Source organism: Acetobacter sp. P5B1 (genome assembly GCF_018811985.1).
Lineage (GTDB): Bacteria > Pseudomonadota > Alphaproteobacteria > Acetobacterales > Acetobacteraceae > Acetobacter > Acetobacter cerevisiae.
Map to the genome: position 1 here is coordinate 215,094 of NZ_JACRVS010000001.1, position 21,842 is coordinate 236,935.

At 61.8% G+C, this 21,842-nt stretch carries 19 protein-coding genes; 7 read left to right on the forward strand and 12 right to left on the reverse strand.

Annotated features, from left to right (window positions below):
• Nucleotides 1-6 precede the first annotated feature (6 nt).
• Nucleotides 7-945 carry a tyrosine recombinase gene (locus KP703_RS00965; RefSeq protein WP_264821245.1) on the reverse strand — a complete coding sequence of 313 codons (939 nt, stop codon included), beginning with the start codon at nucleotides 943-945 and terminating at the stop codon, nucleotides 7-9.
• Entirely contained in the window at nucleotides 942-1,331 is a 390-nt protein-coding gene (locus KP703_RS00970) for a hypothetical protein (RefSeq protein ID WP_215753513.1), read from the reverse strand. The genes KP703_RS00965 and KP703_RS00970 overlap by 4 nt, the downstream gene beginning before the upstream one ends.
• A gap of 63 nt (nucleotides 1,332-1,394) precedes the next feature.
• Here KP703_RS00970 and aroB point away from each other — a divergent pair, with 63 nt between their 5' ends.
• The 6 genes from aroB (at nucleotide 1,395) to KP703_RS01000 (ending at nucleotide 9,735) form a co-directional block, all read left to right on the forward strand.
• Nucleotides 1,395-3,128 carry a 3-dehydroquinate synthase gene (aroB, locus tag KP703_RS00975; RefSeq protein WP_082779324.1) on the forward strand — a complete coding sequence of 578 codons (1,734 nt, stop codon included), beginning with the start codon at nucleotides 1,395-1,397 and terminating at the stop codon, nucleotides 3,126-3,128.
• Nucleotides 3,129-3,467: 339 nt separating this feature from the next.
• Nucleotides 3,468-4,610 (forward strand): OmpA family protein, encoded by a 1,143-nt coding sequence (locus tag KP703_RS00980; RefSeq protein ID WP_062140923.1) that lies wholly within the window; start codon nucleotides 3,468-3,470, stop codon nucleotides 4,608-4,610.
• A 117-nt stretch (nucleotides 4,611-4,727) separates the two neighbouring features.
• Nucleotides 4,728-5,240: a GtrA family protein gene (locus tag KP703_RS00985; protein WP_062250710.1), complete on the forward strand. Its 513-nt coding sequence runs from the start codon at nucleotides 4,728-4,730 to the stop codon at nucleotides 5,238-5,240.
• A 168-nt stretch (nucleotides 5,241-5,408) separates the two neighbouring features.
• Nucleotides 5,409-8,054 (forward strand): alanine--tRNA ligase, encoded by a 2,646-nt coding sequence (alaS, locus tag KP703_RS00990; RefSeq protein WP_215753514.1) that lies wholly within the window; start codon nucleotides 5,409-5,411, stop codon nucleotides 8,052-8,054.
• Nucleotides 8,055-8,135: 81 nt separating this feature from the next.
• Nucleotides 8,136-8,825, forward strand: coding sequence for a phosphatidylserine decarboxylase (locus KP703_RS00995; protein ID WP_062140758.1), 690 nt, complete (start codon nucleotides 8,136-8,138; stop codon nucleotides 8,823-8,825).
• 4 nt (nucleotides 8,826-8,829) lie between these two features.
• Entirely contained in the window at nucleotides 8,830-9,735 is a 906-nt protein-coding gene (locus tag KP703_RS01000) for a phosphatidylcholine/phosphatidylserine synthase (protein ID WP_061507142.1), read from the forward strand.
• Here the strand turns inward: KP703_RS01000 and KP703_RS01005 are convergent.
• The 7 genes from KP703_RS01005 to KP703_RS01035 are packed head-to-tail and all read right to left on the reverse strand — an operon-like array spanning nucleotide 9,702 to nucleotide 17,728.
• The gene (locus tag KP703_RS01005) at nucleotides 9,702-10,214 is read right to left on the reverse strand and encodes an NADH-quinone oxidoreductase subunit B family protein (RefSeq protein WP_043552111.1); all 513 of its coding nucleotides are present in this window, start codon (nucleotides 10,212-10,214) and stop codon (nucleotides 9,702-9,704) included. The genes KP703_RS01000 and KP703_RS01005 overlap by 34 nt on opposite strands.
• A gap of 27 nt (nucleotides 10,215-10,241) precedes the next feature.
• Nucleotides 10,242-11,741 (reverse strand): NADH-quinone oxidoreductase subunit D, encoded by a 1,500-nt coding sequence (locus KP703_RS01010; protein ID WP_215753515.1) that lies wholly within the window; start codon nucleotides 11,739-11,741, stop codon nucleotides 10,242-10,244.
• On the reverse strand, nucleotides 11,741-12,862 hold the full coding sequence (locus tag KP703_RS01015) for a hypothetical protein (protein WP_215753516.1): 1,122 nt from the start codon (nucleotides 12,860-12,862) through the stop codon (nucleotides 11,741-11,743). Before KP703_RS01015 ends, KP703_RS01010 begins: the two co-directional genes overlap by 1 nt.
• Complete coding sequence (locus tag KP703_RS01020; RefSeq protein ID WP_215753517.1) at nucleotides 12,859-14,085, reverse strand: hypothetical protein; 1,227 nt, start codon at nucleotides 14,083-14,085, stop codon at nucleotides 12,859-12,861. Before KP703_RS01020 ends, KP703_RS01015 begins: the two co-directional genes overlap by 4 nt.
• Nucleotides 14,082-15,092, reverse strand: a complete 1,011-nt coding sequence (locus KP703_RS01025) for a hypothetical protein (RefSeq protein ID WP_215753518.1) — start codon at nucleotides 15,090-15,092, stop codon at nucleotides 14,082-14,084. Before KP703_RS01025 ends, KP703_RS01020 begins: the two co-directional genes overlap by 4 nt.
• Entirely contained in the window at nucleotides 15,089-16,885 is a 1,797-nt protein-coding gene (locus KP703_RS01030) for a hypothetical protein (RefSeq protein ID WP_215753519.1), read from the reverse strand. The genes KP703_RS01025 and KP703_RS01030 overlap by 4 nt, the downstream gene beginning before the upstream one ends.
• Nucleotides 16,886-16,927: 42 nt before the next feature.
• Nucleotides 16,928-17,728: a class I SAM-dependent methyltransferase gene (locus tag KP703_RS01035; RefSeq protein ID WP_215753520.1), complete on the reverse strand. Its 801-nt coding sequence runs from the start codon at nucleotides 17,726-17,728 to the stop codon at nucleotides 16,928-16,930.
• Nucleotides 17,729-17,812: 84 nt separating this feature from the next.
• Between KP703_RS01035 and gloB the strand changes: the two genes are divergently transcribed.
• Nucleotides 17,813-18,538, forward strand: a complete 726-nt coding sequence (gene gloB / locus KP703_RS01040; RefSeq protein ID WP_215753521.1) for a hydroxyacylglutathione hydrolase — start codon at nucleotides 17,813-17,815, stop codon at nucleotides 18,536-18,538.
• A 75-nt stretch (nucleotides 18,539-18,613) separates the two neighbouring features.
• Here the strand turns inward: gloB and KP703_RS01045 are convergent, their stop codons facing one another.
• From KP703_RS01045 to KP703_RS01055, 3 genes are all read right to left on the reverse strand, one after another.
• On the reverse strand, nucleotides 18,614-19,903 hold the full coding sequence (locus KP703_RS01045) for a DUF2125 domain-containing protein (RefSeq protein ID WP_215753522.1): 1,290 nt from the start codon (nucleotides 19,901-19,903) through the stop codon (nucleotides 18,614-18,616).
• 57 nt (nucleotides 19,904-19,960) lie between these two features.
• Entirely contained in the window at nucleotides 19,961-20,650 is a 690-nt protein-coding gene (locus KP703_RS01050; RefSeq protein WP_215753523.1) for a class I SAM-dependent methyltransferase, read from the reverse strand.
• A 420-nt stretch (nucleotides 20,651-21,070) separates the two neighbouring features.
• Nucleotides 21,071-21,811 (reverse strand): 1-acyl-sn-glycerol-3-phosphate acyltransferase, encoded by a 741-nt coding sequence (locus KP703_RS01055; RefSeq protein WP_215753524.1) that lies wholly within the window; start codon nucleotides 21,809-21,811, stop codon nucleotides 21,071-21,073.
• Nucleotides 21,812-21,842: the final 31 nt, after the last annotated feature.

Below are 21,842 nucleotides of genomic sequence, written 5' to 3' on the forward strand. Positions count from 1 at the left end.
CGTCGTTTAACCTGTTTTTTCAGTCTGCCCGGCGCGCTCGGAGGCCAGCGGATGGAAAGACTCCACGGCCTGTTTCAGCCGTTCTGTCTGCACATGCGTATAGATTTGTGTGGTGGCGATATCCGCGTGCCCCAGCAGCATTTGCAAGGCCCGCAGGTCCGCCCCGTGCGCCAGCAAGTGCGTCGCAAAGGAGTGGCGCAGCACATGGGGAGAAAGCCGCGCCGGGTCCAGCCCGGCCTGCAGGCCGACTTCATAGAGAATCTTGTCAAAAGCCTGCCGGGTCAGCGGTCTTTTCGGGTCACGGCCCGGAAACAGATAGGGACTGGCCTTAGGGGCATCGAGTGCCAGCAACGCCTGCGCGGCCTCGCGCGCACTGTCCGACAAGGGCACCAGTCGTTCCCGACCGCCCTTCCCGCGCACCACCAGCATCTGCCGTTCTCCGGCCAACGCCTCGCGCGGCAGGGAGAGCAATTCTGAAATACGCAGGCCGGAGGCATAGAGCAGTTCCAGCGCGGCCCGCGCCACCAGCCCACGCCGCTGTTTGGCCTCCGAGGCCTCGGGCGAGACCGCACAGGCATCGATCAACGCGACGACTTCCGATTCGGAGAGAAAATGCGGCAACGAGGCCTCAGGCCGGGGGGCGTCCAGATGCGCCGCGGGGTTATCCTCCCGCAGCCCTTCACGCAGCAGAAACAGGTAGAACTGTTTAATACAGGAGAGCCTGCGGGCCACGGTGCGGCGGGACTGCCCGCTGCGGCCCATATCGGCCATCCATTCCGCAAGGCCTGCGGCACTGGCCTGCAACAGAGTTTCCCCCTGTGCAGCCAGAGACTCTTCACAGCAGGTTAAATCCGCTGTGTACGCGGCCAGAGTGTTGGGGGCGGCGGCCCGTTCAGCCGCCAGCATTTCCAGAAACAGATCTGTGCCGCGTGCGTCCGTGCTCACGGGTGCGCAGGAGCAGCCGGAACAGGAACAGTGACCGGAGCGGCAGCCGGAGCAGACCCGGCAGCAGGAGCCTGCGCCGGAGCAACGGGAGACGTCACAACCGGACCGCTCGGCCCTGCGGGCACCAGCGCCGCAGCAGACGGACCCTGTGCAGCAGGCGGCACAGCGGCAGCAGGATTAGCCGCACCAACCGGAGTCACAGCCGGGCCTGCCGGCGGGACAGGCACCATGGCAGCGGCGGGTGCTGCGGCAGGCGGAGCAGCAAGCGGAATATCCCGATGCACAGCCTGCGGTACAGGCGGATGTCCGGACAGGCCAAGGGCTGAAAGTCCCCCAACCAGAGCAACACAGATAACGGCAGCAACCAGAAGAACCGTGCGGTTCATATGTTTTGGCTCCATAACAACAGAATAAGTACGTTCTCTCTGCTCTATGGTAAGCTGCGTTTCATGTCATCACGTATCTCGTACCCACCCCCCGACGCTGCGGAAAGCCCCCCGATTCCCCTTGATCTGGAAAGAGTGGGGCGCTGGCCTGCAACCAGCCTCATTCCGTCCGGACGCAGCATTGTTCTTGTTGGTCTTATGGGCGCCGGCAAAACCACCATTGGCCGCCGTCTGGCCACACGGCTTGGCCTGCCGTTTGTGGATGCTGACGTAGAAATAGAACGCGCAGCCGGCTGCTCCATTGCGGATGTGTTCCGCCTGTATGGCGAGGCTGCCTTCCGCGATGGCGAACGCCGCGTGATTCGCCGCCTGCTGGAAGGACCGCCCATGGTGCTGGCCACCGGCGGCGGCGCGTTCATGAACGCCAGTACCCGCGCTCTGGTCCGCGCACGAGCCATGTCCGTCTGGCTGCGCTGCCCCCTGCCGGTGCTGCTGCGCCGCGTGCAGGGCCGGACGCATCGCCCTCTCTTAAATGAAGCCTCGCCGCGGGATGTGCTGGCGCGCCTTATAACGGTGCGCCACCCCATTTACGCCGAAGCCGATGTGATTGTTGATTGCGGAGACCACAACGTGGACCACAGCACGACCCGGGTGATTGAAAGCCTGGCCCTCTCCCGCAGGCCCGTCCGCCTGCCCGTCGCTCTTGATCATGCTTCTTATGATGTGGTGATCGGCACCAATCTGATCAGCCGGGCCGGAGCGTTGCTCGCACCGGTGCTGCCACAGAAGAAGGTCATCATCATTACAGATGAGAATGTGGCCGCTCTGTATCTGCCTGCCCTGCAGGAAGCTCTGAAGGAAACCGGCATTGAGTTCCGCGCCCTGACCATTGCTCCGGGCGAGCACTCCAAGTGCCTGAAGACCTATGAACGCCTGACCGACGCGATTCTGGAAGAAGGTGTGGAACGCCGCACCACCATCATCGCCCTTGGCGGCGGCGTGGTGGGGGATCTGGCGGGCTTTGTGGCCGCCTCCACTCTGCGAGGCCTGCCTTTTGTGCAGATTCCCACCACCCTGCTCTCTCAGGTTGATTCGTCCGTCGGCGGCAAAACCGGCATCAACACCCGCTGGGGCAAGAATCTGCTGGGGGCCTTCCATCAGCCGCTTTGTGTGCTGGCCGATGTCTCCGCCCTCAGCACCCTCCCCCAACGGGAACTGGTGGCGGGCTACGCGGAAATCGTGAAATCCGGTCTGATTGGCGACCCGGACCTGTTCCAGTGGTGCGAGAAGAATGGGGACTCCGTGCTGGCCGCTGAACCGGATGCCCTGACGGAAGCGGTGCGCCAGGCCTGCGCCTTCAAGGCCCGCGTCGTCGCCGCGGATGAGCGCGAGGCGCAGGCCAGCAATGGCCGCGCCCTGCTCAACCTTGGGCATACCTTTGGCCACGCGCTGGAAGCCGAGCTGGGATATGATGGCCGCCTGCTGCATGGGGAGGGCGTGTCCATCGGGCTGAAACTGGCCTTTGCCCTCTCGGTCAGGCTGGGCGTCTGCCCGCCGGAAGATCTGGCACGGGTGGAAGCCCATCTGCGGGCCCTGAAGATGCCTGCAAGTATTACTGACCTGCCATACAGCTTCCGCGTAGCAGATCTTATGGCGCACATGCAGCGCGACAAGAAAATGCAGGACGGGCGCCTGTCTTTTGTCCTTGTGAACGGAATCGGAAAAGCCTTTACCAGCCGTGACGTACCGGCAGAAATGGTACGGGACGTTCTGATTGAAGATGGCTGTAAAGCCTAGAAAACTGCCACTTCTGCGGCGGGTTATCTCCAACTGTAATAACCTGCCGCAATTCCGCCTTATTCAGAAACGAGACAGACCCGGCATTTGCAACCTGGCAATGTTAAACGCAAGCAGTCTTAAGCTGAATAGTTAACTATGCAGCAGCAGCATCTTGGGATACCGAAATGAACTGTTGCAAATAAAACACGGTTATGGCTTCTAATCACCAAGAGCACGAAGCTTCGGGTTTCTATTTGGGAACCGATCGTTTTATACGGCTTTAGGCATCTTGCTGGCACTGACCGCTAAATGGTTAGCGGCAGAGTCGAACAGATGAAAAATATTGAGGACGAAAAAATGCGTCTCCGCACGGCGTTACTCGCAACGACACTGATGGCAGCGGCTCCGGCGGCCGCATTCGCCACCACGATCACGGGCCCTTATGTTGATCTGGGCGGTGGTTACAACCTGGTGCAGAATCAGCACGCTCACACTTCCGGCTACGGCGGCGGTGCGAACGGTTCTGAGAACACCTCTTCTTCCCAGTTCCGTCACGGCACTGGCTTCACCGGTTTCGGTGCATTCGGCTGGGGCTTCGGCAACGGTCTGCGCGCTGAAGTTGAAGGCGTGTATAACTACTCCAACATCAACCACCAGGGTGGCACAGGTGTTCCGGGTCGTACCCGTGGCAGCGACCAGTCCTACGGCGGTTTCATCAACGTGCTGTATGACATCGACCTGAAGCAGTTCGGGATCGACGCTCCGGTTACCCCGTTTGTTGGTGTTGGTGCTGGCTACCTGTGGCAGCATTACAACCCGACCACCACGGCCTTTAACAACGGCAACACCAGCCGTCTGGGCGGCACGAACGGTGGCTTCGCGTATCAGGGCATCGTCGGTGCTGCATACGACACGGGCATCCCGGGCTTCCAGGTGACCACGGAATACCGCATGATCGGTCAGCCGGGCTCCTTCTCTGATGGTGCGTTCACCTCTACGGCGAACTACGCAAACGGCGGTCACGGTCGTGGCAACACGAACTTCGATCACCGCTTCAACCACCAGTTCATCCTGGGCCTGCGTTATGCGTTCGATACGGCTCCGCCGCCGCCGCCGCCAGCTCCGGTTGTAGCAGCTCCGGCTCCGCTGCCGGCTCGCTCCTACCTGGTGTTCTTCGACTGGGATAAGTCTGTCCTGACGTCTCGCGCTCGCCAGATCGTGGCAGAAGCTGCTCAGGCTTCCACCCACGTTCAGACGACCCGCATCGAAGTTAACGGCTACACCGATAACTCCGCTGCTCACCCGGGTCCGCGCGGTGAAAAGTACAACCTGGGCCTGTCCCTGCGTCGTGCTAACAGCGTGAAGGCTGAACTGATCCGTGACGGCGTGCCGGCCACCGCGATCGACATCCACGGCTATGGTGAATCCAAGCCGCTGGTGCCGACCGGCCCGAACACCCGTGAGCCTCAGAACCGTCGCGTGGAAATCATCCTCCACTAATCGACCGGTTCCTTGTGATCGGAAAAAGGGGTACCTTCGGGTGCCCCTTTTTTTTGCTCCGTTCTTCCCGCCCCGCCTGAGGGACTCTGCGTGACCCGTTCCCCATCCTCTGCCCCTATCCAGTCTGACGCGCCTGCCCCGGCGTCTGACTCCACCCCCCGCGCCAAACTGATTCGCCTGCTGAAATTCGGCACGGTTGGTGGTCTGGGTCTGGTCTGGGATTCGGGCACCCTGTACGCTCTGCGTCCGCTTATCGGGCTGACGGCAGCAACACTGGTGGCTTACTTTGTGGCCGCCACGATCAACTGGATGCTCAACCGCCTCTGGACCTTTAAAGGGGCCGGGCAGCATGACCACCCGGTGCTGCAATGGCTCCGGTTCCTGCTAGCCAACAGCCTTGGCTTTCTGCTGAATCGCGGCACGGTTTATACGCTGTTCTATACGGTGCCGCTCTGCGTGACCTATCCGGTTCTCGCACTGGCGGCTGGCTCTCTGGCGGGCATGTTCGCCAATTTCAACCTCAGCCAGAAAATGGTTTTTCGGGAGAAACCGCCTACGTCTGTGGAGGATCTGGCCGAAAGCGCCATCGCCTTTCCAACGTCACCCAAAAACCCCAGTCCGGAGCCATAACGCGCTCTTCACCCCGCCCCGCGCGCTAACCCCTTTCAGAGCCGCGCCGTGTGCGCTACATCTGGCAACGGGTTAAAGAAGCCTTTCCGCTTTTCGCCTGGCCGTGAGGACTTTTCCTGCAAGGGAGATCACGCGCCCAACCAGTTTCAGGACCGTCTGCCTCACGCCATGCTCACAACAAACGATATTCGCACCACCTTTCTGGAGTATTTTGCCGGACAAGGGCATCAGATTGTGCCCTCATCGTCGCTGGTGCCGCGCAATGATCCCACCCTGCTGTTCACCAATGCGGGGATGGTGCAGTTCAAGAACGTCTTTACGGGGCAGGAAACCCGCCCCTACTCCCGCGCAACCACCGCGCAGAAGGTCGTTCGGGCAGGCGGCAAGCATAACGATCTGGATAACGTGGGTTATACGGCCCGCCATCACACCTTTTTTGAAATGATGGGCAACTTCTCCTTCGGCGATTATTTCAAGCCCGAAGCGATTGAACTGGCCTGGACCCTTATTACCCGCAACTTTGGCCTGCCCAAGGATAAGCTGCTCGTCACCGTATATTCGGAAGATGAGGAAGCCGCTGGCCTGTGGCGCAAAATTGCCGGGCTGGATGACAGCCGTATTATCCGCATCCCCACCTCCGACAACTTCTGGCGGATGGGTGACACCGGCCCCTGCGGCCCCTGTTCTGAAATCTTCTTTGACCATGGCCCGGATGTTCCCGGTGGCCCGCCCGGCTCCCCGGATGAAGATGGCGACCGCTTTGTCGAGATCTGGAATCTGGTCTTCATGCAGTTCTTTGAAGATCCGCCGGGCGTCCGCTCTCCGCTGCCCCGCCCCTCCATTGATACCGGCATGGGGCTGGAACGCTTCGCCGCCATCATGCAGGGCAAGCGCGACAACTATGATACGGACACCTTCGTTGCCCTGATTAAGGCCTCTGCCGAAGTCACGCAGCAGGCTGCCGATGGTCCGTTCAAATCCAGCCACCGCGTTGTAGCCGACCATCTGCGCTCCACAGCCTTCCTGATTGCCGATGGCGTTCTGCCGTCCAAGGATGGCCGGGGTTACGTGCTGCGCCGCATCATGCGCCGTGCCATGCGCCACCTGCACATGATGGGCACCAAGGAGCCGGTTTTCTACAAACTGCTCCCGGCCCTTATCCAGCAGATGGGCGGTGCGTATCCGGAACTGGTGCAGGGTGAAGCCCTCATCCGTGAAACCATGCGCAATGAGGAAGAACGCTTCAAAGCCATGCTGGATCGCGGTCTGGGCCTGCTGGAGGAAGAAACCTCCAAGCTGTCCAGCGGTGCCGCTCTGCCGGGTGATGTCGCCTTCCGCCTGTATGACACGTTCGGCTTCCCGCTGGATCTCACGCAGGACGCCCTGCGCGGCAGCGGGCATGGCGTAGACGTAGACGGGTTTGACGCCGCCATGAACGAACAGCGCCAGCGTGCCCGCGCCGCATGGGTTGGCTCTGGTGATACGGCAATGGAAACCGTCTGGTTTGAAGCACGGGACAAATTCGGGGCGACCGAATTCCTTGGTTACAGCACGGAACAGGCTGATGGTGAGGTTCAGGCCGTTATCGCTAACAACGGCTTCCTGAAAGAAGCCGGCGTGGGCACGGAAGTTGCTGTGCTGCTCAACCAGACACCGTTCTATGGTGAAAGCGGTGGTCAGGCTGGTGATACCGGCTTCCTGACGGCGGCTGGCGTTCGCGTTGCCATTACGGATACGCAGAAAAAAGCGGGCGATCTGATTGTGCATTACGGCACCGTAACCGAAGGCACCCTGCGCCCCGGTCTGGCCGTAACGGCCACGGTGGATCACGACCGTCGTTCCGCCATCCGCGCGCATCACTCCGCGACCCATCTGCTGCATGAAGCCCTGCGCCGCCGCCTTGGCGACCATGTTGCCCAGAAAGGCAGCCTGAACACGCCGGACCGTCTGCGCTTTGACGTCAGCCAGCCGCGCCCCATCACGCCGGAAGAACTGGCGGAAATTGAGGCCGAGGTGAACCGCCGGGTGCGTGAAAACTCTCAGGTTGTCACCCGCTCCATGACGCCGGAACAGGCCGTGGAAGAAGGCGCTATGGCCCTGTTTGGGGAAAAATACGGTGATGAAGTCCGTGTTGTCTCCATGGGTGGCCCGGATGAGAACAAGTCCGCATGGTCTCTGGAACTCTGCGGCGGCACGCATGTGGACCGCACCGGGGACATCGGCCATTTCCGCATCACGTCTGAAAGCGGTGTCTCCGCTGGCGTGCGGCGGATTGAAGCCGTGGCCGGCACCGCAGCGGAAGCCCTCTCCATTGCGAATGAACAGCGCCTGACACAGATGGCCGCCATGATGAAAGTCAGCGTGGCCGATGCGCCGGAACGTCTGGCCCTGCTGCTGGAAGAACGCCGTACCATGGAACGGCAGATTTCCGCTCTTCAGCGCAAGCTGGCGGCGGGCTCTGTTGAATCCGCCGGTGTGGAACAGGTCGGTGCCGCGCGTCTCGCCACTCGCAATGTAGGGGAGACCGCGCCGCGTGAACTCAAGGGGCTGGCAGAAACCATCCTCAAACAGGGCAATGCGGATGTGGTCGTGCTGATTTCCACCGCCGATGGCAAAGGTAGCGTTGTGGCCGCCGTTGCCCCGGCGCTGACGGAAAAAGTCGATGCCGTTGCCCTCGTCCGCGCAGCCAGTGCTGCCATGGGTGGCAAGGGTGGCGGTGGCCGGCGCGATATGGCGCAGGCTGGCGGCCCGGATGCCGGTGCAGCCGATGCCGCTTTTGCAGCCGTGCGGGAAACTCTGGCCGGTCTGGTCTGATCCTTCTCCGGCGCAGGGGAACGTCTGGCACGGTCCCCTGTTTTCTTCCCACACTCCGGCCTTTTGCATGAGGACCCCTCCATGTCCCTGATCGACTCTTTCAAACTTGTTCTGGCGCCCCCCCACCCGGAAGCGAAGCCGTTCCTGCTGGCCTCTGGTGCGACCACACTGGTCACCCGTTTTCTGGGCAAGAAGCTCTCCTGCCCGGTGCTGCGCCATGTGGGCACCGCCAGCGGCCTGTTCTTTGGCTTCTGCCTGTATTTCTTCCGGGACCCGGAACGCACCACCCCGGCCCGCAGCGATGTTGCTGTCGCCCCGGCTGATGGCCGCGTGGTGTCTGTTGAGAAAATCGCTCCCCCGGCCGAGCTGGGCATGGGCACCGCTCCGGTCTGGCGCATTGCCACGTTCCTGTCCGTGCTGGATGTGCATATCAACCGCATGCCCGCCGCTGGCACGGTGACGCGCATTGCCTACCATCCCGGCCAGTTCCTGAACGCCAGCCTTGATAAGGCGTCTGAACTGAACGAGCGCAACGCCCTCAGCCTGACCCTGCCCGATGGCCGGATGATGGCCGTGGTGCAGATTGCCGGTCTGATTGCCCGCCGCATTGTGTGCAGTGTGTCTGAAGGCATGAAGGTGGAAGCTGGTGAACGCTTCGGCCTGATCCGCTTTGGCTCCCGCACGGACCTGTATCTGCCGCCGGGCGTGGAACCGCTGGTTTCCGCAGGCCAGACCATGGTGGGTGGTGAAACCGTGATGGCGCGCCTCTGATCCCGTGACAGATCCGCAGACACCAGCGCAGCTTCCCGCTGCCTCGCCATCTCAGGCACCGCTTACCCCCCGAGGGCTGCGCCGCAAACGGCTGCGCAAACGGGTGCGGACCAAAAAAATCCGTGGCCCGTCCTTCAACCGGCTGATCCCCAACATTCTCACCATGCTGGGGCTTTGCTCGGGCCTGACGGGCATGCGCTTTGCTGTGGAAGGCCGCTTTCAGGCAGCCGGGATCGCCTTACTACTTTCCGCCTTTATTGATGGGCTGGACGGGCGCATTGCGCGCCTGCTGCGGGGTTCCACCCGGTTTGGCGCAGAGTTTGACAGCCTTTCAGACTTTGTCTGCTTTGGCGTAGCCCCCTCGTTCCTGCTGTTTTTCTGGGCGTTGCAGGATGGCGGACGCTACGCGTTTCTGCCGTGCCTGATGTTTACGGTCTGTATGGCCCTGCGTCTGGCGCGCTTTAACGCCACGCTGGATGGTGAGGAAGAAAAGCCGAAATACGCCAGCAACTTCTTTACGGGCGTTCCGGCGCCTGCCGGGGCCGGTCTGGCGCTGTTCCCGCTCTTTCTGGGGCTGGAAGCGCAGAAGCTGGGGATCGACTGGCTCTATCGCCTGACCCGCCTGCCCTGGCTGCCTGCCTTCACACTCATCAGCACAGCATTTCTGCTGGTCTCCACGCTGCGGGTCTGGTCTTTCAAGAACTTCAAGGTGCCGGCGCAGTATGTGCTACCCGTCATGCTGGGCACGGGGGCTTACACCGCCGTGCTGGTGGCTGACCCGTGGGGCGCATTGGCCGCCGCTGGCGTGATTTATATGATCCTGCTGCCCCTCAGCCATTTCAGCTTTCTCAAGCTGAAAAAAGCGGCTGAAGATCTTCAGGAAGAGGTTGAGGACGAACCCTCAGCCTGAGCCCCTCTGGCGGGCGGCACACGCTGCCCGAACAGAGAACACAGTCCGTCCAGCACCTGCTGGGGGGATGGTGGGCAACCGGGAATTTGCAGGTCAATTTTCGCCTTGCGGTCCAGCCCACCCAGAACGGAATAATTTTCCGGAAAATAGCCGCCATCCATGGCGCAGCCCCCCACGCAAATTACCCCTTTGGGTTTCGGCATAGCCTGCCACGCCGCTTCCAGCACGGGAGCCATGGTGCGGGTGAGCGTGCCTGTCACCAGCAGCACATCCGCAGAGCGTGGAGACTGCACAAAACCAAAGCCTGCGCCTTCCATGTCATACGGGCCAGTCGCCAGGGCTTCCAGTTCCATGCCGCACCCGCCGCAACCACCGGTATCCACATGGAACAGCAGCAGCGGCCAGCGCGGCCCAACGGGTTTCAGACGCGGGCCACCCTGCCGGAAAGCGGCATCAAACACTGCGCGGATCAGCCCCATGACTGCAAACCCTTCCTGTCCTGTTCTCTAGCCATCAAGTGCCGCCGCATTCACCCCGAGGGACTGGCGCACAAGAGCCAGATCGGCCACATCCTGCCCTGCCAGCGTCTCTTCAAAGACCATCAGCGCGGCAGGGGCCGGGTCATGCACAAACACCTGCGCTACGCGGCCAGCATGCAGACGCACCCAATAGAGGACATTGCCCCACGGGCCTTCCGTCATCCCCAGCCCTTCTCCATCCTCAAGAGTAAGGTCCACACGGCCACCGGCAGTCAGCCCCAACCGGGGGCCTGCTTCGCCCAGCATGCGCAGGCTTTCACCAATTTCATCCAGCAGGACAAGAGCGCGATCTTCCGCCGTGCCGCCGTGTCGGCCAGCGGTCAGCCGCCAGAGGGTCTGGTAAACGCGCTGCGTGCGCCGCCCGTCACAATCCTTCCCACTGGCTCGTGCCACCGGCCCATCCAGCCCCACACGGTCAAGCAGGGCAGCATCCACCTTGCCTACCCCACTTAGACGAACAGAAAGTGCTGGATAGGTGCGCCAGAGCGTGGCCAGTCCGGGATAAATCTCTTCACCGAGCTTTGCCAGACTGATGCAGAGATCGCCCAGACCTGTCGCCTCACGCAAACTGGTGCCGCCGGGCACACAATGGTCCATGAGCAAACGCGACCCAATGATCGGCGCAGACTCTGCAAGCAACTGTTCCCGAAACCACGCACAGCACGACGCCACCACCAGCGCTCCGGCACCCCGCGCCAGCCCGGCCAGCGTGTGCAGATGCAGCAGAATGCGTTCCAGTTCCAGCAACACCACACGGATCAGCGACGTTTCCGGCCCCACCGCACTGCCACACGCGGCTTCTACAGCCTGACAGAAAGCCGCCTGATGCGCCACAGAGCACCCGGCCGCCACACGCCCGCTCAACCGGCAGGCATCCTCCAGACGGCTATTCCGCCAGCGAGCCGCAAGCCCCCGATGCGCATAGCCGGACACTGTTTCCGCCTGCGTGATGGTCTCGCCAGCTACGGCCATCGCCACATGCAAGGGCGTCTCCATGCCGCCGGTGGCTGGTCCTGCGCTCGCGTTCACACCGCCAGCCGCCAGCAAGGCGTCAGACGGCTGAAAGCTGATCTGCCCTTTATGCCCCCCGGCAGGGCCGGGTGTCGCGGCCAGCGGTGCGGTCGCGGACCAGACATCATGGTCCACCAGCGGGCGCACATCGACCGCCCACATGCCTTCCGCGCCATACAGGTCATACGCCCTGCGCTCGTATAGGCTCGAGACCGGTCTTACGGGAGAAAGTGCCGGATACCGGCCATCCTCCAGCGCCAGCGTGGCTGCCAGCGGCTGCGTGGGGGAGAGCATGAACAGGGCATGCACATCCCTGCCGTCACACCACAGCCCGACAAACGGCAGCGTATCCTTTTCAAGTGCAGCGACCATATCGCGCCAGCCGAGTTCATCCAGCCGGAAGCGCCAGGGGGTGTCCGTCTCCTGCCCGGCGCGGATCAGGCTTACAGCATCCATCAGAACGCTCCCAGCATCATGGCCAGCGGCACCAGAAATCCGGTCAGCACCAGCACGGAACAGGCCACCCGGCCCGCAGCATCTTCAGGCCACAAATCCTGCGTGAACCCTTCCACCGGCACGGAACGCACCACCGCGCACAAGATCCCGGCCACGGTCAGCACCGTGACACTCCAGGACCAGTCGCTCAGCATGGAGAGCAGCAGCAGACAGCCCACAAAAGGCGCACCCGGCGGGAAACAGGCCAGCGCCCGCGCCGCCCATGAGCGCCCGGAACGATTGCCCCCGGCCAGACACCAGCCACACAGGAATAGCAACGCCGCCACATCGGCTCCTGCTCCCACAGCCATCAGGGCCAGAGCAGACGGAAAGGTGCGGAACAGGCGCAGCCCCTCATCGGAGCGACCCGCGCAGGCTGTCAGCCAGACCGAGGCCAGACCCGCCGCAACCAGCGCCGTCTCAAACGCCTCACCACCATGCACTCGCAGCCGCATGGAGAGCAGCAAGGCAGCCCCCGCAAATGGCAGGAACAGATAGGTATCATTTTCCTCACGCCATGACTGACCAAACGGCGTCAGCCCTGCGAGCATGACCAGACCACAGGCCATCATTAGTCCGGCTGGTGCAGAACCTGACGGCAACAGCAGGCCAGACAGCACCAGAAAAATTCCCACAGACCCGGTGCGCACCAGCGCCCATCCGGCCCGCGCCTGCCCGGCGGGGCGGCTGAACACAAACACGCCGTAAGCCAGTGCGGCTTCCAGAATACCAAGCCCGATAATCGGGTCTGGCGCGACGCAGGCCAGCCCCGTCAGTGCGGTCGAAATGTGTGGCAGTCCGCGCAACAGGCGGTCCTGCAAGGTGCCATTTTCCATCACCGTCAGCAGCAAGCCAAACGCCAGCATCACACGGCCTGCGCGCTGGACCGGGTCATCATCCCAGCCCTCCGCAGCAGCACTTGTGGCGGGGAACAGGAACACGGCCACAGCCAGCGCACAGCCAGCCCCGGCCATCCAGATGGCAATCTCGCGGCTGCGCAGTGTGGGTGCAGCCATGACAATGGCAGCCCCCAGCAAAGGCCATGCAAAGGCCAGAGCCGCCAGAAAAACAGGAACGGTCATGCGTCCCTCCCGCGCTCGGTCAGATAGCCTCTCAGCCAGACATCCCGCGCAATCATTTCCGGCGTGCGCGGCACTGGCTCGGCCTCAGGCTCTTTCTCTTCCGGGCCAAACGGCTCGGGCTGATCCGCCGTGCTGGAGGACGCCGTGTCCGATGTGTGTTCAGGTATTTTTTCAGAGGCTTCGGCGGCAGGAGTTACCGGATCCATCCCCGTCTTACGCTCTTCAGCGTCTTCTTCAGAGAGGGCGTTTTCAGAGGGGTCTGTTTTCAGCACGCCGCTCTCGGTGCTTTCCGTTTCTGTCGGCTTAGCAGTGTCATGACTGGCGTCCGGGACGTCCTTCTGTTTCACCGTTTCAGCATCATCATCAGAGGCGACCGTTTCTGCATCCGAAGCCCTCTTATCCTGCGGCGCGCCTGTCTCGACTGGCGGCTGATCGACGTCTGCCTTTGCTTCTCCATCGGAAGGTACGGCTTTTTTTGCCGCCTTGTCTGGCCGGGGAAGCGGCTCTTCGTCCTCAGCCGCTGCCTCGGCTTCTGTCCAGATACGCGGAGCCACCACGGCTTCCGGCCCCAGCCCTCGCGGTTCCGGGCCTGTCGGTTCGACATCGCTCAGTTCAAATCCTGCGGACCGGGCGGAAGGGCGCTCAGCCCCTGCCCCGTCCTGAGCCGGTGCCACCGCAACCCGCAGCATGACGCGATGCACGCACATGCCACCCAGCAGAGCCACCACGCAGCCCGCCAGCGCTGTAACGCCCACCACCATGACCTGATTTTCAATGACGCCGGAGAGCATGACGCCATCCACACAGGCCAGCAGGCCAGCCCACTGCCAGACCATGGCCTGACGACAGGTTACGGCCACCAGCCCGGCGAGAGCCACGCACAGTCCGGCAGGCAAATAGGCTGCTCCGGCATGGCCGGAAGCTTCCCCCATAGCCGCAGGCGTGCCCGTAGCGAGTTGCAGAATGACCATCAGCCCGAGTGCCAGAAACGGCACCATCGGGCCGGTGCGCTCGCGTGCGCCATCATCCTGATATCGGCTGACAAACCAAACCGGCAGCACGGAAAACAGCACCACACAAACCGCGCCAAATTCCTGCAAAGGTTCCCGCGCGTCCACCAGCATGGCCACCGCTGTCACCACGCCCAGCGCGGGCAAAAAGCCAATGCCTCGGGCCACAACACACAGCGCCAGCAGCGGCGCCAGAATGACAGCAAGCGTCATGGTGTTGCGTTCCCTTCATCACTCCATGCAGAATCCTGCTCATCCTGCGCGGAGGCCGTTTTGTCCTGCCCCACAGCGCCGGACTGGCCCGAATACGCGACCTGCCAGGCCAGCAGCCCCAGCAGGAACACCGCAGCCAGACGCACACGCGCCCGGCGCGGGAAAGTGATTACCATCAGTTGCGTGCCTGCCAGCAGAAGAGCCGCAATCGCCAGCTTCGCTACCCAGAACGCGCCACCCGCAAGACATTGCGCCAGCCAGGGCTCCACACCGCTTTCACCCGGCAGAGCGAGGCTACTGGCCCATGCCACATCCCCGGCCAGTGTAATCCAGACCAGTTGCACGCAATCCGTAGCCAGCATCCACAAGGCACGATCAGCCCCCGAAAGCTGGCACGGCAGTTCCGCACCGGCCTGCCGCCCTTTCCAGGCCGTGACCAGAAACAGGGCGACGCCCATCAGCACAAACGGTGCGCCATCCCCTACCGGGGAAAGCTGGCGTAAATGCGCAAGAAAGGCGGAAAAATCCTGACCACCCGCCATAACCAGCACCGGCACCAGCGCAGGCAAGAGCAGGCTCTCCGCCAGCAGCGCCGCATACCCCGCCAGAGTTGTTGTGCCGCCCTGCACCACCAGCGGCAGGCCCAGCAGAAGCGATGCGCCGACCAGTGCTGAACACAGCAGGAAAAAGCCCGGTGCGGGAAAACCTGCCGGAACCAGCGTGAAAACCGGTGTCATGCACGCTGCAAAAACAGCCAGAACCAGCGCGCCCCGGCAGGCCAGACTGCTCAGCCCATCCCCGCGCTGGCGCAGGCCCGGCCTGCGGAACTGATGATGAATATCCTGCCAGCGACCACCGGCCAGAAAACGATGCTCGCCCGTCAGACGACCTGCCAGACGATTGACCCAGCCACTAAACCAGGGGGCAGCCAGAACCATCAGAACAGTTTGCAGGGCCAGAGCCAGCAGGCAGGCAAAAGCCCAGCCCCATGTGAGATCATGCGTCATTTTGCAGCAAACAGCCCCAGCAGCAGCCCGGCCCCCAGAAAGAGCAGGATGAGAACCATGCCCTGCGCCTCACACCATGCCACGGTTCTGAACAGCACAGCCTGAAGATACCGCGCCCCGGCGCTCGTCTTTTCCACCACAGGCCAGTCGGTTGGCTTCTGCTCCGCAGCTCCCAGCAGAACCCCGAATGCGGTCCAGACCACAGGCATGGAGGGCTCGGAAATTGGAGCAGACTGCACTTCGTCATCCTGCTGGACGACTGGGGCACCGTCTCGCCATGCGGCTGCACCGGGCACCGCCGGACGTAGTGGGAACACGCCAAACGCTCGCCCCAGCAAACCGGCACCCACCACACAGACCGCTAGTGCAAGCACCGAAAACACAGGCGTCAACGTGATATCAGATCCGGCAAATTGCACCCGCGCCAGCGTCTTCCAGGCAAAGTCACGCGGTGTATCCCCTGCAAACAGATGGTCCACCAGCGCCAGCCAGCCACCAGGCAGTAACGTAATCAGCGCCGCACCCCCTGCGCAGATCCATGCCGGTAGCAGAAGCACGCTGCTGAGAGATGGGGCATCATCGGCCGTTCGGCTGCCCTGTGGCACGGAAGCGGGCATTTGCTGCACAAAGGTTGCAAACCCCACCCGCAACAGACCGATCATCCCCAGCGCCATGACACAAGCAGCTCCGACCAGAACCAGCAATAGGCACAAAGCCTGCGCCGGGTGCGTATGGGCAGCGGCCACTTCACCCGCGTTCAGCAGGCACCAGAAAACAGAAAAGCCCCCGAGCGGCGGCACAGCGGAGAGCAGCAAAAGGCTGCCGCCCAGCGCAAGCCGACTACCACGGGCCTGCGCCACAGCACTGTTTGGCGTAAACAATCCGCCGTCCTGCCGGGAAAGCCAGAGGGCTGCCAGCAACGCCAGAAATGGCGCACCCGTTGCCAGAAGTGTTGCTGTGCGAAAGAACTCTCCGCCCTTTACAGGGGCAGCCAGAGCCAGTGTCAGCATGACCACCAGCCCGCCATAGCCTGCGCTGGCTACACCAGCGAGAACCCCGCAGGCCGCAGGACTGCGCACGGCCTGCACTGCCCCCCAGAGCGCCACAGCGCCACCGCTGACCATCAGCAAGCCCTGCTGCACCGGTGGCAGAACACCGACTTCCGCCAGCAAGCGCCCAAGCAGAAACAGACCAATGCCCGCAGGCAACACAGCCTCTGGCCCTTTTTGTGAAGAAACCGCCCAGCCCAGCAACAGCACCATCAGGCACAAGGCGGGCGGAGAAAGAGGACTATCTGCGGGAATACAGGCCGGAATCACAGCAAAAGGCAGACACACGCCCTGCCGCCCACGGTCGGCCAGCAACACCAGCGCCGTGCCTGCAAGGAGCCCGAAAACCAAGGGAGAAAGAGCCAGAAACGCCAGTCCGGTAAGCGCGCAGGCCAGCCCACGCTGCCCCACGCCCATCAGTCCGCCGGTAAAGGCCAGCAGCACCAGCATGGGCAAAGCCGGTCCATCCATGCCGAACACCGGGAACCAGCTCACCCCGCCTTCCAGCCTGCACACCGCCCCGACCAGCGCCAGCAGGCCTAAGCAACCCCAGACCCCGGCCAGAATTTCAGAGCGCCACGGAGCGCACCGCCGCAACAGGCGCTCTGGCAGCACAGCCAGAACCCCCGCCACCACAAACAGCACGAACAAACTGCAAAGAACAAAAGAGGTGAAAATGGAACTCTGGCTCCAGACGGGATGTAAAGACGGGCGGATAACACCATGAGCGCGGTTCTGTGGCAACGCTCGTGGCAGAAGGCAAGGCTACGCGCAGCGAATTTGCCTTTATGTCTCGGGTATACGGCTCGCACCCTCCGGCGGGCCACCGCTCTTTTGGGTTGCCGTCTCCTGCGCCGGGCAGAGCATCTTTTTAAACCATGTCCGGGGAGAGCGGACGGGCAGCGGCGTGCCGGAAAAGACATCTTTCACGGCTTCCACCAGCATCAGGCTGCCAAGCCCCGGTGAGAGAACTTTTCCAGCAATATCGGACCGGCGCCCCCGGCCCATACTGGTACAGGCCTGCCGGGCAGGCAGAAACAAAGCCTCATCCCGCCGCTCTGCCAGCAGCATGGCATGGCCCAGTATGGTACGCAGGCCTGTGCGGGAACAGGCGACATCCTGCGCAAAAGGCGTATTTTTCTGCCGCAGCCGCCCGCCCAACCTGTTAGGCAGGATCATCAGCAGTCGCCCATCATCTTTCAGAACCCGGCCAGCCGCCCGCAACAGAGGCACCATCTGGTCCTCCTCCGCACAGGCATGCACCAGCACGATCCGGTCAAAGGCATCTTCATCAAACGGCAGAGCATACGGGTCCACCACGCATTCCCGGTCGCAAGCCGAAAACGGCATGGACGTTTGCACGTTGGCACTCTGAGGCCAGTGGTCCGGCGTTCGGGCGGAAATGCAGAGCGCGCCGCGCCCGCGCCATGCCCCCAGATACGGCCCGGCATAGCCCAGCCCCAGCACGCGCTGACCGCGCAGATCAGGCCAGAACCATTGGAGCCGCTCACGCAGCAAAGCCGCGCAGGTCTGGCCCTCGTGGGTCTGATAAAAGGCGTCTGCCGAGGGAGGAATGGCCTTATGCATAGCGGATGTGTACCATGATATCCGCTCCCGGCGCCATGACTGCGCATACGTCCCCTCAAAGTTTCCACTCTGGAGAATTGCCCCATGTCTCTTCAAACCCGCGCCATTCCGGTTTTGTCAGACAATTACAGCTGGCTTCTGCGAGACACGGAAACCGGTTGCACCGCCATTGTGGACCCCGGAGAAGCCGCCCCCATTCAGGCTGTGCTGGATGAGACCGGCGGGCGACTGGACCTGATCCTGCTCACCCATCACCATGCCGACCATGTTGGCGGCACGGATGCCCTGCGCACCCGCTACAATGCCCGCGTGGCTGGCCCGGCCTCCGAAGCAGCCCGCATGCCTGCGCTGGATATTGAGCTGCATGACAATGAGACGATTGCCGTTGGCCAGTCTCAGGGCCGGGTCATTGCCGTGCCGGGCCACACACGCGGCCATATCAGCTATTATTTTGCGGAACCGCCGACCCTGTTCTGTGGAGACACCCTGTTCAGTCTGGGTTGTGGGCGCCTGTTTGAAGGCACGGCGGAACAGCTTTTTGAAAGCCTGAAACGCTTTGCTCATCTGCCAGACGAAACGCTGGTCTGCTGCGGGCATGAATACACCCAGGGCAACACCGCCTTTGCCCTGCATGCCGAACCAGACAACACCGCCCTGAAAACCCGCGTGGCGGAGGTTAAACGCCTGCGGACTGAAGGCCGCGCAACCGTGCCCTCCACACTTGGCGAAGAACGCGCCACAAACCCGTTCCTGCGCGCCCCTGATGTGCCGACCCTCGCCAGATTACGGCGTGAGAAGGATACGTTTTAAGGAAGGATGACAAACGCAACGAACACTCCCTGGACATCATGGCAGGGGTCTCAGCGTGCATAATCATACGTTAAATCAGGGGGCGCTCGCACCCGATAGCGAAACACTGTGCAGCGTCGCCAGCACAGACAGAAGCGGCACTCCGCCAAGCTGCACAGCCCCGTCCTGCACCTGCAAAGGCACACTCAGCGGCCCTTCTCTGCCACTGGTGCGTTGCTCAAGCTGGTCGGTCAGTTTTGACAAAAGCACCGTTTGCGCCGGGCTTAGCGTTTTGTCCTGCTGCAAACGCGCCAGAAAAGGTCGCCAGTTACTCAGGGTCAGCCATGTCTCGCCCAACGGCGTGCCTCCGGGAGCCATGACCAGCCGACCCGACCATGAGATGCCCAGCCCACGCCAGCGCCCACTTACATGCTGCACCAGAATTTCCGCGTAACCGGGCGCGGCCGCAGAAGGCGAAGACGGGAAAACCGAGGGAGACCCGGCATCCGTCGCCTCATGATCGGACGATGCCGACTGGTCCTTGGACGTCGAACCCATCCCACCGTCGGGGCTCTCTCCCCCGCCCAGATTTCCAGCATCTGAAGCCGGTGGATCATTGGAAGCAGCCTCATCCAGCGACCACAGTGCTACAAGCCTTCCCATCGGCCCGGGGAGGGAGACCGCGCCTTGCACATCGTCCACGCTGTCCGCCCAGGGTGCCACCACGGCACGTTGAGCAGTAAAAGACAGTGCCAGGGCGCTGGCCTGCGCATCCGCATGGCTATTCCAGACCAGCTTTCCGCTCACACCTCGCGCCGTAACCGGATGCGCTTGCGCCACGCCACGTTGCGGCACCAGATGCAAAAAGTCGGTGTGGAACAGGAGAGTGCCTGCCTTAGTCGCACGTAAAGGCAGAGAAATCCGCACGGGTGCGCCATCTGTTTTGAGCAGGAGATACCCCGGCTTTTGGCCGCCCGCAGGCCCCTTTTCTGCTTGCACAGCCAGTGCCTGCCCACCGTCCAGCGTGCCCTGCACTGTGAGCGGATGCCATGGGGCCAGATCCAGCACGGCATGGCTTACAGCATAAGACACGCCACCCTGCCCGGCTGACACTCCACACATTATCTGCACACCCTCCAGCAATACCTGTGCCCGAAACGGCCACCCGCCCCGTTGTTTGTGCTGAAAAACCACCGGACAGCCGGCAGACTGCGCCATGCCTCCCCCGCCACTGGCACTGGCACTAGCACTGGCACTGGCACTGGCACTGGCACTGGCACTGGCCAGTCGATGCTCCAGAAACTGAACGCCACCCCACCAGAGCAGACTATCCAGCGCCAGCACACTCGCACCGGCGCAGGCCAGCAGTCCTAAAGATTTACGCATTCAGCCCCCGGCCACACAAAGCGCTGGCCCAGACAGCGAAGACCTGAAAAGCCGCACTCAAAAGCGACCCAGCTTGGTATAACCCATTTTCTGCACTAGTCTTTGCAGAATACGACGTGGGCGCGTTGCGGGATGCTTGCGCAAAACGATATCGCAATACATGTATTCCTGAAGCGCAAAAACGACCATTTCCCACCCATGACGCAGCATGAACTCATGGGCCGCCTGAATGACGCCATACGGGCCGCCACCATCCGCCATGATGTAATCATTAAGGATCAGCAGGCCAGTATGCGGTTTCAGCTTGCGCTCGCACAGTTCCAGATCCCGCACAACGGCCTGATAATTGTGGTCGGCATCCAGATAAATCACGTCCACACCATGGTCTGGCAACTGGTCCAGCATCACGCCACTATCGCCCACCAGAACCTTGACGCGCCCGCGCGCAATCTCGTCCGCAAAGCGGGATTCATAGAACGCCTGCTGCGTTTTATTATCGAACATTTCAGCCGACGGCTGGCCCCACACTTCCGGCAGTTCATGCACATTGAAAATATCCAGCGCGTAAAACTGCCGGGGTTTGCAGATATCGAGAATTTTCTGAGAGAAATCACCCGTCATCACCCCCACCTCCGCAATCACTGCGTTTTTGGGCAGAAGCGGCAAAATATCATCCCGGTTTGGCAGCATCCGGACATTGCGCAGTAAAAACGCTGGAAGGGGTGCGGCAGGCATCATCTGAGACATGAAAAACTCTGGCTGAGCGAAGAAGATGGTTAGCTTACCAGACTTTCATGTCCCCTCAAATGCAGGGCCATATGCGCGAGATTCCGCTGGAGGAACTGCCAGCGTCCCACTGTTCTTTCGGAAAATCCGGCATTTCGTCCACATTGGTCCACCGTTCCTGCAAGGAGCAGCGCGTCTGAATTGTGTTTCAAAAATGACAGTTTTCAGACAGTCCTTCATAAAAATTTAAAAATTGAAACAGGCTTATTTTTCAAGGACTTTCTTAATTTTCAACAAAAATCCATTTCGTTTCTCTGCCAGTATTCATGCTGGCCTTTACTGGAATGCCACATGAAAAAGGATGTTTTACCTGCGGCACGTCAAAGCACCGCCTCCTGCATCCACAAAGTTATCCACAGGATAGTCTGACTTATCCCCGCCTCAGACGACCTTGCCGTCTACAATCCGGTCCTGCGCGGCAAAGTCCTGCTCCAGCCCGCGCCAGCTTTTCTCAATCTCACCCAGCAACAACTTCCGGTTCATCGGCGCGAGAGGAGCACCAATAGCGACATGCAGCACACCGGAGCGCTTGAGAAAGGCATTGCGTCCCCAGAACAAGCCGGAATTAGTCGCCACCGGCACAACCGGAAGCCCGGCATGCGCTGCCATGGCGGCAATGCCGGGTTTGAGCGCCACATGCTCGCCCGGAGCGGTCCGCGTCCCTTCCGGGAAAATGATAATCTGCTTGCCTGCCGCAACCGCTTTTTCCGTCTCGCTCAGCAAAGCCCGCATAGCCTTGGCGCCAGCTGCACGTTCAATCGGCATCATGCCCGCCAGAATCAGCATCGGCCCCAGCAGCGGAATGCGACGCAGCTCGCCTTTCATCACGTAGGACGGATACGGTACCAGCAGCATCCAGATCAGCGTATCAAAGGCGGACTGATGCTGGGAGGCAATCAGCATGGGGCCGCCACCAGCTGCGGCCAGATTCTCAAGGCCAGTAATGCGCACTTCCACCCCGCAGATATCGCGGAACAGCATCAGCACCAGCCGGGTCCATAGCTTGGCGTACGGCAACGCCAGCCGCCTGGCGAACCAGCGAATGGGAAACGCACCAACCCCCATAATCAGGGTCAGCACAAAGGCCATAACATTGAACAGGATGGAGCGAAGCAAAGCCATAAGCGAGCCAGACCAGCAAAATTCAAAGGGA